The sequence below is a fragment of the Streptomyces sp. NPDC051738 genome (assembly GCF_044453205.1).
In the GTDB taxonomy this organism is placed as follows: domain Bacteria; phylum Actinomycetota; class Actinomycetes; order Streptomycetales; family Streptomycetaceae; genus Streptomyces.
In genome coordinates this window covers 240,497-252,899 of the sequence record NZ_JBITCM010000016.1, presented here as the reverse complement: position 1 = coordinate 252,899, position 12,403 = coordinate 240,497, and the positions used below count along the sequence as shown (strand labels likewise).

At 71.1% G+C, this 12,403-nt stretch carries 8 protein-coding genes; 4 read left to right on the top strand and 4 right to left on the bottom strand.

The window, feature by feature from the left end; genetic code table 11:
• Window positions 1–247: 247 nt before the first annotated feature.
• From ACIA8X_RS33145 to ACIA8X_RS33130, 4 genes are all read right to left on the bottom strand, one after another.
• Window positions 248–898 carry a spherulation-specific family 4 protein gene (locus ACIA8X_RS33145; RefSeq protein ID WP_399459854.1) on the bottom strand — a complete coding sequence of 217 codons (651 nt, stop codon included), beginning with the start codon at window positions 896–898 and terminating at the stop codon, window positions 248–250.
• A gap of 32 nt (window positions 899–930) precedes the next feature.
• Window positions 931–2,424: a hypothetical protein gene (locus ACIA8X_RS33140; protein ID WP_399459840.1), complete on the bottom strand. Its 1,494-nt coding sequence runs from the start codon at window positions 2,422–2,424 to the stop codon at window positions 931–933.
• Window positions 2,421–3,944 (bottom strand): GT4 family glycosyltransferase PelF, encoded by a 1,524-nt coding sequence (gene pelF / locus ACIA8X_RS33135; protein ID WP_399459839.1) that lies wholly within the window; start codon window positions 3,942–3,944, stop codon window positions 2,421–2,423. The genes ACIA8X_RS33140 and pelF overlap by 4 nt, the downstream gene beginning before the upstream one ends.
• A 101-nt stretch (window positions 3,945–4,045) precedes the next feature.
• A complete protein-coding gene (locus ACIA8X_RS33130) occupies window positions 4,046–6,094 on the bottom strand; it encodes a hypothetical protein (protein WP_399459838.1) in 2,049 nt (682 codons plus the stop codon).
• A gap of 352 nt (window positions 6,095–6,446) precedes the next feature.
• Here ACIA8X_RS33130 and ACIA8X_RS33125 point away from each other — a divergent pair, with 352 nt between their 5' ends.
• The 4 genes from ACIA8X_RS33125 to ACIA8X_RS33110 all read left to right on the top strand — a co-directional run bounded on the left by ACIA8X_RS33125 (window position 6,447) and on the right by ACIA8X_RS33110 (window position 12,403).
• The gene (locus tag ACIA8X_RS33125) at window positions 6,447–7,994 is read left to right on the top strand and encodes a leucyl aminopeptidase (protein WP_393442270.1); all 1,548 of its coding nucleotides are present in this window, start codon (window positions 6,447–6,449) and stop codon (window positions 7,992–7,994) included.
• A gap of 279 nt (window positions 7,995–8,273) precedes the next feature.
• Window positions 8,274–9,662 (top strand): dihydrolipoyl dehydrogenase, encoded by a 1,389-nt coding sequence (gene lpdA, locus ACIA8X_RS33120; RefSeq protein ID WP_393442268.1) that lies wholly within the window; start codon window positions 8,274–8,276, stop codon window positions 9,660–9,662.
• 60 nt (window positions 9,663–9,722) lie between these two features.
• A complete protein-coding gene (sucB, locus tag ACIA8X_RS33115; protein WP_399459837.1) occupies window positions 9,723–11,519 on the top strand; it encodes a 2-oxoglutarate dehydrogenase, E2 component, dihydrolipoamide succinyltransferase in 1,797 nt (598 codons plus the stop codon).
• A gap of 254 nt (window positions 11,520–11,773) precedes the next feature.
• Window positions 11,774–12,403: a GntR family transcriptional regulator gene (locus ACIA8X_RS33110; protein ID WP_393442264.1), complete on the top strand. Its 630-nt coding sequence runs from the start codon at window positions 11,774–11,776 to the stop codon at window positions 12,401–12,403.

Genomic DNA, 12,403 nt, shown 5'->3' with positions numbered 1-12,403 from the left:
GGCGACATGTTCGACGGCCTCGCGGAGACCGCGGCCACAACCGCACCCGTGGCCCTGTCACTGGGCTGACGCCACCGCGTCTCAGCCGGTCGGCGCCGGCGCGTGCGGCAACGTGCCCCATTGGATGATCACAGCGCCCCTCCCCCAGCACCGCACCCGCCGCCTCGGCGACATGTTCGACGGCCTCGCGGAGACCGCGGCCACAACCGCACCCGTGGCCCTGTCACTGGGCTGACGCCACCGCGTCTCAGCCGGTCGGCGCCAGCGCACACGGCAACGTGCCCCACGGATGATCGCCCTCGCCCGGCACCGCGCAGTGCACCGTGGCCCCGCGATCGCGCGCCCACTCCGCGAGGTCGGCGTCGGGCGGGACGCCGTACACCAGATGGCACAGCCGCACTCCCCCGCCGCCCCGCCACTGCTGCGGGCCGAGGCGGGTGTACGTCGCCCAGGTGCCCTCGAAGGTGACCAGGACGTCGGCGATCCTGGCGTATGACGGGTGCGGTGTCGTGCCGTGGTTCAGGGCGAGGGTGCCGTGGCCGGCGCCCCAGGCCGCCGTCGCGAGCCGTTGGTAGTACGGGAACTCCTCGCGGCCCGCGGCGACTTGGTCGAGGAAGACGCCGTCCGTGCCGTACCAGTCGCGGTGTCGCGTGAGGTCGCGTACGACGTCGGCGGTCGGCCTGCGGCCGTAGTCGGTGTCGGCGTAGCCGAGCACCCGCACGTCCGCCGCCCGGAGCCGGGCCGCGACCTCGGCGAACGCCGGGTCGGGCGTCTCTCCGGGGCCGCTGGCCGGGTTCAGTACGACGCCGTAGAGGCGGGGCGCCGCCGCGATGATCGCGTCCCATTCGGCGGGGCGGACGGACGGGTGCTCGTAGTACGGGATCAGCAGATCTCTGATCGGTGTGCGGTCACTCATCGGTGTGCCGTCGCTCATCGGTGGGCCGTCACTCTCCCCAACTGGGCGCAGACGAGCGTCGCCTGGGCCAGCGCCGCCGTCCCGTGGACGATCAGGCCGATCCAGTGCGGGCTGCCCGAGTGCGTCACCAGCGCCAGCGTCTGGGCGAGCGCCGCCGCGCTGCAGATCGCCGCCGCGCTGAGCACGGCGCCGAAGGACTGGAGCAGCAGGCCCGTCCACAGGACCACGCCCAGCAGGAGCAGTCCGGCAAGGCGGACGCCTGCGATGCCGGGGGCGTGCGGCCACAGGGCCGAGGTCGCGAGGCTGAGCACGAGGAGGGCGAGCAGGTAGCCGGAGAGGCACTTCAGGACGGTGTTCACCGTGGCCCGCCAGAACGCCCTCGGTGTGCTGCTGGAGCGCAGGCCCGCCAGGCTGCCGCTGCGGAAGCGGTACAGCAGCCATTCGGCGGGGCCCATGCTGAGCGTCAGGGCGACTGCGGCCGGGGCGGCGACGGCGCTGCGCTGCTCGCCGGTCAGGATGTCGCCCAGGGCCGCGTAGAGGACGAGGACGCCGGTGGCCAGGCCGAACAGGGCGTACGGGAGGGATGCGGAGAGGCGGGGGCCCATTGTCGTGTCTCGGCTGCGGGTGCTTTGTGGCTGGTCGCGCAGTTCCCCGCGCCCCTTTGGGGGCGCGACCTCACGTAGGCCAAGGACGGCCACCCCCGTCAGTGATCCCAGCAGCAGAGTCAGTCGTGCGGCGTCCGGCACGGAGTGGATCAACGCTACGACCGCGCCCGCTGCCATCGGCGACAACACCGCCAGCAGGGCCCGTTCGCGGCCCATGACCAGCAGAGCCGTGGCCGCACCGAGGTAGCAGGCCTGCCCGGCGGCGAAGGCGACCGCCGCCATGTCGACCTTGGCCGCCGTCCCCGCCACGATCATCGCGACCAAGGCGCCCAGCAGCGCCCCCGCCGGCGCCCCGAGCAACAGAGAACGGCGGGCCGCACCCCGGTCCCCCAACCCGAGCCACGAGTACGCCCGATGGGCGAGGCCCTGGTTCCAGGTCCAGCCGACCAGGGCGCCGGCCAGCAGCGGGACCGTGCCCGCGGGGAGGCCGAAGTCGTCGCGCGGGCCGGCGAGGAGGGGGGCGCCGAGGACGTAGCCGAGGCCGGGGAGGGCGAAGACGACGCCACGCAGCAGACAGCCCAGCAGGCCCACCTGCCAGGGGTCGTGGACCGGGCCGTCGGGCTCCGGGTAGCGGCGCTCGACCCGTTCGTACAGCTCCTCGGCGAGGGCGAAGGAGTTCTTGACGCCGTAGCGCTCGCGTATCTGGTCGTCGGACAGGCCGTCGGACTCCAGGAGCGCGGCGATCTCGTCGGGGTGGACGGCGGCGGCTATGAAGTCGTCGAGGCGTTCGGCGAGTTCGTCGAGGGGGTCGGGCTGCGCCCAGCTGGGCTTGGTGCGCTGGCGCGGGATGGCGGGCAGGGTGTCGGGGCGGGAGCCGGGCGGCATCCAGATGCTTCCGCTCACCAGCCGGTTCCGTCCGTGGCGACCTTCTCGTACCAGGGGTCGCGCAGTTCGAGGGTCCAGTCGGCGACCGTTTCGAGCGTGGGCTCGTACACCTCGGTGCTGCCCGCGAGCTCCTGATAAATCGTCCGGAAATTGTCCACGGAACGGCGCAGCGTGAACCGGTCGATCACCCGCTGCCGGGACAACTCGCCCAATTCCTGGCGCCGTTCGTCGTCGCGGACGAGGGTGAGGGCGGCTGCCGCCATCTTCTCCGGCTCGCGCGGCGGGACGACGAGTCCGGTGTCGCCGACGGCCTCGCGCACTCCCCCGACGTCCGTCGAGACCGTCGTACGGCCGCAGGACATGGCCTCGATGATGGAGAACGGGAAGCCCTCGGAGATGGACGACAGCATGACGACGTGCCCGGCGGCGTAGGCGCGCCAGACCTCGGTGATGCGGCCCTCGAAGGTCAGGCCGTCCGTCACGCCGAGTTCGGCGGCGAGCTTCTCCAGCTTGGTGCGGTAGGCCTCGCCGCCGGGCGGGACGGGGCCGAACAGGCGTAGCCGGGTTTCCGGGAGTTCGGCGCGGACCATGGCGTAGGCCCGCAGCAGGGTCTCCAGGTCCTTGATGGGGTCGACGCGGCCGCACCAGGTCAGGGTGGGGATCTCGGGCTCGGGGCCGGCGTGCGGGAAGGCGTGCGGGTCGACGCCGTTGTAGACCGTGCGGATCTTGTCGGCGTCGGCGCCGCCGCGCTCCTCCCAGCGGCGGTTGTACTGGTTGCAGGGGGTGATCAGGTCGGCCGTCTTGTAACCGTGCGAGTTCAGTTCACGGTAGAAGCCGAGCATGAACGCCTTCACGGGCCAGCGCTGGGCGTCGCTGCGGTAGCCGAGGTAGCGCTCGCGCAGATAGATGCCGTGCTCGGTGAGGAGGAAGGGCACACCGTCCAGCCTGCGGGCGGCGAGGGCCGGGAGGGTCGCGAGGCCGCTGCTCACGGCGTGGGCGACGGAGTCCTCGGGGATGCGGATCCCGAGGGGGCGCAGGGCGTGTTCCAGCAGGTCGGTGGCGGTCAGGGCGTCGTGGACGGTCGGGCGGGCGGCCGCGGTCGGCAGATGCGGCATCGTCCATATCCACATCAGCGACCGCAGCGCCGACTCGGTGCGCAGGGCCGCCGACAGGCGTCCGTCGCGGGCGAGTTCGGCCAGCTCGTCCAGGGCGTCGCCGAAGTCGCAGTGGGCCTCGGGGTCCAGGAAGGAGAGCAGGAAACGCTCGTAGGAGTCGATGAAGCGACGACGGGCCCTGCCGTACGGCGCTCGTTTGCGCCCCGGACGAGGGCCCCAGGTCGGTACCGAGGTGTGCCGGTAGACGTTCGGCGGCATCTCCCAGGTCACGGGTTCGCGACCGGATCCGGTGAGCGACACGATGTGGAAGTCAACCTCCGGCATGCCCTTGACGAGCTGGTCGCACCAGGTGCTGACCCCGCCGTGGACATGCGGATAGGTGCCTTCGGTGAGCATGCTGACATGACGGCCGTTGCGCATCATGCGAGTTCCCCCCTGTTGGAACAAAGATGGTGCTGCGGCTCGGAGCGCACCCCGGCAGGTGGTCGGTCAGGCGCCGGGGTGCGCCGGTGGCTGGCGCTGCGCTACGACGGCAGGTTCAGCTTGAGAGCGGTCTGCAGCAGGCCCGGCGTGGTCCAGGCCGAGCGCTCTCCCGCGTACGGCGTCCCGAACGCGGTGGTGCCGATGAGGAGTTGCTTGGTGGTCCCTTCCGGTGCGGTCACCGGGATCTGCGTCCCGGACGGGGCGTTGACGGTGACGGCGGTGCCGACGCGGTACGCCGTGACGGAGCCGCCCGCGAGAGCGCTCTGCCAGGCGGCCCGGCGCTTCAGCTCGGTGCCGATGGCACTCTGCGCCGGGTTCTCCACCGGGGTGTTGTCGGCGAAGAGCGCCTGGTAGTCGGCGAGCACCTTGTCCAGGACCGGGTACAGCGTCCGGTCCTCGGCCAGGTTGGACTGGTGCGCGTAGTGCGGGCGCGGGTCGTTGCCGATCGCGTGCCCGAGGGCGGTGCGGGCCTCCTGCGGGACGATGTAGGAGTCGTAGCCGGTGGCCACGTCCAGCGGGTCGTCCAGGCAGGTGGAGGCGGGGTTGGTCTCGCAGATGCCGCTGCCGCCGTCGGCCGTGGACGTGTAGATCCAGTTGTACTCGTCGGCCATCTCCTCCTCGGTCCCCGTGTTGTAGTACACGTTCATCGGGTACCGCGGCACGGTCAGCGCGGCGCCGGCCGAACGCTGGTCGGGCTCACGGGAGTTGTCGGAGGCGATCCAGCTGACGCCGTTGTCGGCGAGGGCGCCGGCCAGGTTGGGGTTGTCGTCGGGCTGCTGGGGCAGGGTCTTCAGACCCGAGTGCTCGCCGGTCACGAGTTCGGTGCGGTCGACCGAAAGCCCCTTGGTGACGGCCCAGTTGTGGTTGTCGCGGATCTCGGCGGAGATGTCCGCGCGGCTCATGTACTGCGTCGAGCCGTCGGCGTTCTTCGCGCAGCTCCACGGCACGGTCGAGGTGTCCTGCACACAGCCGAGGAAGGGGTGCGTGTAGGTGTGGTTGATCCAGCGGTACTCCGCCTTGTCGGCGAGCAGTCGGTCGGTGAGGGCGTCGGCGCCTCCGTTCTCGCTCTTCCACTCCTCGCCGGAGCCGGCGTTGTAGACCATGTCCAGCGTGAACCCGTGCTCGCGCTGCCACTGGGCCGCGTACACCGCGTCCTCGGCGGTCATCCGGATCGGCGTGGTCCCCTCACCGTCACCGCCCACGCAGTCGAAGTCACCGGGCGTGCAGTTGCGCTCGGTGTCCCAGCGGCTGTCGGGAGCGAAGACGTCGTCGACATGTACGGCAAAGTAGTTGCGCGCCTGGCCCAGGTGCACGCCCTGTGTCAGCCATTCGACGATGCCACGGGCAAGTACCCGGAACTGCTGCTGGTACTGGTTGTACGCGAAGGTCACCACCAGTTCGCGGCGCCCGTCGTGGCTGTACTCGCCGACGAGGCTGCCGCGCCCTGAGCCGGCGGGCACGGGAAGGTCGACGTAGCTGGTGAAGCCCGTGCGGGGCCGGGCGACGTAGCCGTAACTCTCCTGTACGGAGGCGTCGTTGTCCTCGAAGGTGAAGGCGCCGTCGAGGTAGCCGAAATACCCCGCCCTGCCCTCGGTGGTGACGGATGCCTCGCGCCCGTCGAGGGCGCCGGCCCAGCCGCCCGAGCTGGTGTAGTCGAGGCCGACGCCCGGGTGGGCCCAGGTGTAGGCGTCGACCTGCGGGATGCCGTAGGTCCGCTCGTAGGTCTCCAGCGTGGTCTGCTCGGCGGAACCGGCGCCGAAGGGGGCCTCGTTGGGCAGGACGACGCCCTGGTACTTGGCCCGGGGCGTGCCGTTCACCGTGTCGCTGAGGAACGCCTCCGTGATGGTCGGGCGGTTCGCGTCGTTCAGGTCGACGGTGGTGTACGGGATGCCGGTGCTCTTCAGCTGGGCGGTGATGGCCTCGACGGGGCTGTCGCCGTTGTCCACGACCAGCACCTTGAGATCGATGCGCGGCTCCTCGGCGGCCACGGCACTCGGGGCCGCCGCCAGGCCCAGGGTCAGCAGACTCGCGGCCGTCAAAGCGGCCACGCCGTTTCTGCGGTTTCTCCATCTGCGCGCACTCTGCGCCATTGATCGCCCCTTCCCCCCAGAAGATCCCCTTGCGGCCACGTGTGACAAATTGGCAGAGGATCCGTGGAAATCATGCAAAGCGGCAAGCTGATCGCTCACCGGAACCAGACGAGTGTGACTCAGCTCACCGATGCCGAGGATCAAGAAATGGCCACGACGCCACCGAGAGGTGAACGCCCGTAGGAATGAGCGAACGCTCACACGAGCGTAGGCTCATCCCGAGTGTTCGCCGCACCGGGGAAGGCCCCGCTGATACCGCACCCGTAGGTCGGAACTAGGGTCGGCCGTCGGGCCCGGTCGACCCACACCATTCGGCCATGCAACTTCACATCGGAAGCGAGAATTCACCACCGTGACTGCTCTCACTCTCAGCACCGCCGCGGCGCCCGGCCTGCGGGCCGACGCGATCGTGATCGGTGTCGCCAAGGGCACGGCATCCAGGTCCGGGAACCTGGTCGTCGCACCGGGCGCCGAGGCCGTGGACAAGGCGTACGACGGCAAGCTCGCCGGCGTCCTGGAGACCCTCGGTGCCTCCGGTTCCGAGGGCGAGGTGACGAAGCTCCCCGCGCCCGCCGGTTTCAAGGCCCCGCTCGTGGTGGCGGTGGGCCTGGGGGCGGAGCCCGAGGACGCCAAGGACGGGTCGTACGAGGGAGAGGCGCTGCGCAAGGCCGCCGGCGTCGCCGCCCGCGCCCTCGCCGGTTCCAAGAAGGCCGCGTTCGCGCTGCCGCTGGGCGACGCAGGTGACGTCGGTGCCGTCGCCGAGGGTGTGCTGCTCGGGGCGTACGCCTTCGACGCCTACAAGGCGAACGGCAAGGACGAGAAGGCCAAGAAGAACGGCAAGGCCCCGCTCGCCGAGGCCGCGCTGCTCGGCGGGAAGCCGCGCGACAAGGAGCACAAGGCCGCGATCGAGCGCGCCACCGCCGTCTCCGAGGAGCTCAACCGCGCCCGCGACCTGGTCAACATGCCGCCGAACGACCTCAACCCGGAGTCCTTCGCGGCGGTCGCCACGGCGGCGGCCAAGGAGCACGGCATCAAGGTGCAGGTGCTCGACGAGAAGGCGCTGGCCAAGGGCGGCTACGGCGGCATCCTGGGCGTCGGCTCCGGGTCGGCGGCGGGCCCGCGGCTGGTGAAGCTGTCGTACACCACCTCCAAGGCGGACAAGCACCTCGCCTTCGTCGGCAAAGGCATCACCTACGACTCGGGCGGCATCTCGCTGAAGCCGGCCGGGCACAACGAGACGATGAAGTGCGACATGAGCGGGGCCGCCGCCGTGTTCGCCGCCGTGGTCGCCGCCGCGCGGCTCGGGCTGCGGGTGAACGTCACCGGCTGGCTGGCGCTCGCCGAGAACATGCCGTCGGGCACCGCCACCCGCCCCGGTGACGTGCTGCGCATGTACAGCGGCAAGACCGTCGAGGTGCTCAACACCGACGCCGAGGGCCGGCTGGTGCTGGCCGACGCGCTGTGGGCGGCGTCGCAGGAGACGCCGGACGCGATCGTCGACGTCGCGACGCTCACGGGTGCGATGGTGCTGGCGCTCGGCAACCGCACCTTCGGTGTGATGGCCAACGACGACGCGTTCCGCTCCGCGATCGTGGAGGCGGCCGAGGAGGTCGGGGAGGCGTCCTGGCCGATGCCGCTGCCGGAGCACCTGCGCAAGGGGATGGACTCGCCCACCGCCGACATCGCCAACATGGGTGAGCGGATGGGTGGCGGGCTGGTCGCCGGTCTGTTCCTGCGCGAGTTCGTCGGTGAGGGCGTCACCTGGGCGCACCTGGACATCGCCGGTCCGGCGTTCAACGACGGCGGGCCCTTCGGGTACACGCCGAAGGGTGGCACCGGGAGCGCGGTGCGGACGCTGGTCCGGCTCGCGGAACTCACCGCGGCGGGGGACCTGGGGTGAGGTTGCTCTGAACAACGTCTGAACAAGAGGGGGCTCCGCGCGCGGGTAGGGCGGAGCCCCCTTATTTGATGCGCTCATTCACGCGCCTCGTCCGTCCGCTCAACTGAACGTGGGACGTCTCACACACCGGCCCGGCGTCTCGTTCGGTGTGGACAAGTGCGAAGATGGGGCTCGGCAGGACAGGGCCCCACCACAGGGCCGAAGAAAGAGCGGCCGGACACCAGCCGCCTGTCGGTCATCGACGACCGGCGCACGGCGCACATGCATGGAGGACGTGACGTGGCGAACGACGCCAGCACCGTTTTCGACCTAGTGATCCTCGGCGGTGGTAGTGGCGGTTACGCCGCGGCCCTGCGCGGGGCGCAGCTGGGCCTGGACGTCGCCCTGATCGAGAAGGACAAGGTCGGCGGCACCTGCCTGCACCGGGGTTGCATCCCCACCAAGGCCCTGCTGCACGCGGGCGAGATCGCCGACCAGGCTCGCGAGAGCGAGCAGTTCGGTGTGAAGGCCACCTTCGAGGGCATCGACATCGCCGGGGTCCACAAGTACAAGGACGGCGTGATCTCCGGCCTGTACAAGGGCCTGCAGGGTCTTGTCGCCTCCCGCAAGGTGACGTACATCGAGGGTGAGGGCCGCCTGTCCTCCCCGACCTCCGTCGACGTGAACGGCCAGCGTGTCCAGGGCCGCCACGTGCTCCTCGCGACCGGCTCCGTGCCGAAGTCGCTGCCGGGCCTGGAGATCGACGGCAACCGCATCATCTCCTCGGACCACGCCCTCGTCCTGGACCGCGTACCGAAGTCCGCGATCATCCTGGGCGGCGGCGTCATCGGCGTCGAGTTCGCCTCCGCCTGGAAGTCCTTCGGCTCGGACGTCACCGTCATCGAGGGCCTGAAGCACCTCGTCCCGGTCGAGGACGAGAACTCCTCGAAGCTTCTTGAGCGCGCCTTCCGCAAGCGCGGCATCAAGTTCAACCTGGGCACCTTCTTCTCGAAGGCCGAGTACACCGCCGACGGCGTCAAGGTCACCCTCGCCGACGGCAAGGAGTTCGAGGCCGAGGTCCTGCTGGTCGCCGTCGGCCGCGGCCCGGTCTCCGCCGGTCTCGGCTACGAGGAGCAGGGCGTCGCGATGGACCGCGGCTACGTCCTGGTCGACGAGTACATGCGCACCAACGTGCCGACCATCTCCGCCGTCGGTGACCTCGTCCCGACCCTCCAGCTCGCGCACGTCGGCTTCGCCGAGGGCATCCTGGTTGCGGAGCGTCTGGCCGGTCTGAAGACCGTTCCGATCGACTACGACGGTGTCCCGCGGGTGACCTACTGCCACCCCGAGGTCGCCTCCGTCGGTATCACCGAGGCCAAGGCCAAGGAGATCTACGGCGCGGACAAGGTCGTCGCTCTGAAGTACAACCTCGCGGGCAACGGCAAGAGCAAGATCCTGAACACCGCGGGCGAGATCAAGCTCGTCCAGGTCAAGGACGGTGCCGTGGTCGGCGTCCACATGGTCGGCGACCGCATGGGCGAGCAGGTCGGCGAAGCCCAGCTGATCTACAACTGGGAGGCCCTGCCGGCCGAGGTCGCCCAGCTCATCCACGCCCACCCGACGCAGAACGAGGCGCTCGGCGAGGCCCACCTGGCCCTGGCGGGCAAGCCGCTGCACTCGCACGACTGACCCTCGGTCGACGAAGCGACGACTTCAGACTTCCGCAATTCGTAAGGAGCAACCGAAACCATGGCGGTTTCCGTAACCCTTCCGGCGCTCGGCGAGAGCGTCACCGAGGGCACTGTCACCCGCTGGCTGAAGGCCGAGGGTGAGCGCGTCGAGGCCGACGAGCCGCTGCTCGAGGTCTCCACCGACAAGGTCGACACCGAGATCCCCTCCCCCGCCGCCGGCGTCCTGGCCTCCATCAAGGTGGCCGAGGACGAGACGGTCGAGGTCGGCGCCGAGCTGGCCGTGATCGACGACGGGACCGGCGCCCCCGCGGCTGCCCCGGCCCCCGCCGCCGCCGAGGCTCCGGCCCCGGCCGCCGAGCCCGCTCCGGCCCCCGTGGCCGAGGCCCCTGCCGCCCCGGCGCCCGCCGCCGAGGCCCCCGCCGCCGCTCCGGCCGGTGCCGCCGAGGGCACGGACGTCGTCCTGCCCGCGCTCGGCGAGTCCGTCACCGAGGGCACCGTCACCCGCTGGCTGAAGTCGGTCGGTGACAGCGTCGAGGCCGACGAGCCGCTGCTGGAGGTGTCGACGGACAAGGTCGACACCGAGATCCCGGCGCCTGCCTCCGGCACGCTGCTGGAGATCGTGGTCGGCGAGGACGAGACGGCCGAGGTCGGCGCCAAGCTGGCCGTCATCGGCGTCGCGGGTGCCGCTCCGGCGGCCGCCCCGGCCCCGGCTGCTCCGGCCCCCGCCGCCGCTGCCCCGGCACCGGCCGCCCCGGCCGCGCCCGCGGCTCCGGCTGCCCCCGCGGCTCCGGCTCCCGCCCCCGCCGCCCCCGCCGCTCCGGCCGCTGCCGCCCCGGCTCCGGTCGCCCCGGCGGCTCCGGCCCCCGCGCCGGCCCCGGTCACCCCGGCTCCGGCGGCTCCGGCCGCCGCGGGCGCGACCGACGAGGGCGCCTACGTCACCCCGCTGGTGCGCAAGCTCGCCTCCGAGAACGGCGTCGACCTGGCCACCGTCAAGGGCACCGGCGTCGGCGGCCGTATCCGCAAGCAGGACGTCATCGCCGCCGCCGAGGCCGCGAAGGCCGCCGCCGCTGCTCCGGCCCCGGCCGCTGCCGCGCCGGCCGCCGCCAAGAAGGCGCCGTCCCTGGAGGCCTCTCCCCTCCGTGGCCAGACCGTCAAGATGCCGCGCATCCGCAAGGTCATCGGCGACAACATGGTCAAGGCGCTGCACGAGCAGGCGCAGCTGTCGTCGGTCGTCGAGGTCGACGTCACGCGTCTGATGAAGCTGCGCGCCCGGGCGAAGGACTCCTTCGCCGCCCGCGAAGGCGTCAAGCTCTCCCCGATGCCGTTCTTCGTCAAGGCCGCGGCCCAGGCGCTGAAGGCGCACGCGCCCGTCAACGCCAAGATCAACGAGGCCGAGGGCACGATCACCTACTTCGACACCGAGAACATCGGTATCGCGGTGGACTCGGAGAAGGGCCTGATGACCCCGGTCATCAAGCACGCGGGCGACCTCAACATCGCCGGCATCGCCAAGGCCACGGCCGACCTGGCGGGCAAGGTCCGCGCCAACAAGATCACGCCCGACGAGCTGTCCGGCGCGACCTTCACCATCTCCAACACCGGTTCGCGCGGCGCGCTCTTCGACACGATCATCGTGCCGCCGGGCCAGGTCGCGATCCTCGGCATCGGCGCCACGGTCAAGCGCCCGGCCGTCATCGAGACGGAGGAGGGCACGGTCATCGGCGTCCGCGACATGACGTACCTGACCCTCTCCTACGACCACCGCCTGGTCGACGGCGCCGACGCGGCCCGTTACCTGACGGCGGTCAAGGCGATCCTGGAGGCGGGCGAGTTCGAGGTCGAGCTCGGCCTGTAATCGCCTCAAGCAGGTCAGGTCGGTGCCCTCGCCCGGAATCTCCGGGCGAGGGCACCGACCTGTTTGGGGGCGCGGGGAACTGCGCGACGAGCCACACACGACCCGCAGCCTCCAGACGACGGACCATCCCACCCCTTTAGGCACACAGACACCGTGTAAGTCTCGTCTCACCTGCACGAAAGCACCCTGTCGGCCCTCCCAGCGGAGCGCACCCGCCGTATTGTCTAAACGTCAACGCGCCCTAAGGAGCCCCCATGACCGCCCCCGTCATCCACTCGCTGCGCGAACAGATCCGCGAGCACATCCTGGAGGGGATCATCAGCGGTCGCTGGCAGCCGGGAGAGCGGATCGTCGAGCGACGTATCGCCACCGAGCTGGAGGTCAGTCAGACCCCCGTACGGGAGGCACTGCGCGAGCTGGAGTCCCTGCGCCTGATCGAGTCGGCACCGAACAAGGGCGTACGCGTCCGCAGCCTGACCGCCGCCGACCTGGAGGAGAGCTACCCGGTCCGGGCCGGCCTGGAGGCCATCGCCGCAGAACTCGCGGCCGAGCGCCTCGCCGAGGACTGCTCCGCCCTGGACCCGCACGTCACCGCGCTCTACGACGCCGACCGCAACTCCGACGGCACCGCCCAGGTACGGCACACCGTCGCCTTCCACCGCGAGATGGTCCGCGCGGCCGGCAACTCCGTGCTGCTGCACACCTGGGAGGGCCTCGGCATCGAGGTGTTCACGGCCCTGTCCATCCGCTGGCTGGGGACCGTGCAGCAGTCGTACGCGGAGGAGCACGAGGAGCTGGTGGCGGCCTTCCGGCGCCGGGACCCCCGGATCGCCGAGATCGTCAAGGCGCATGTGCTCGGCTGCGCCCCCCGGCACGAGGCCTGA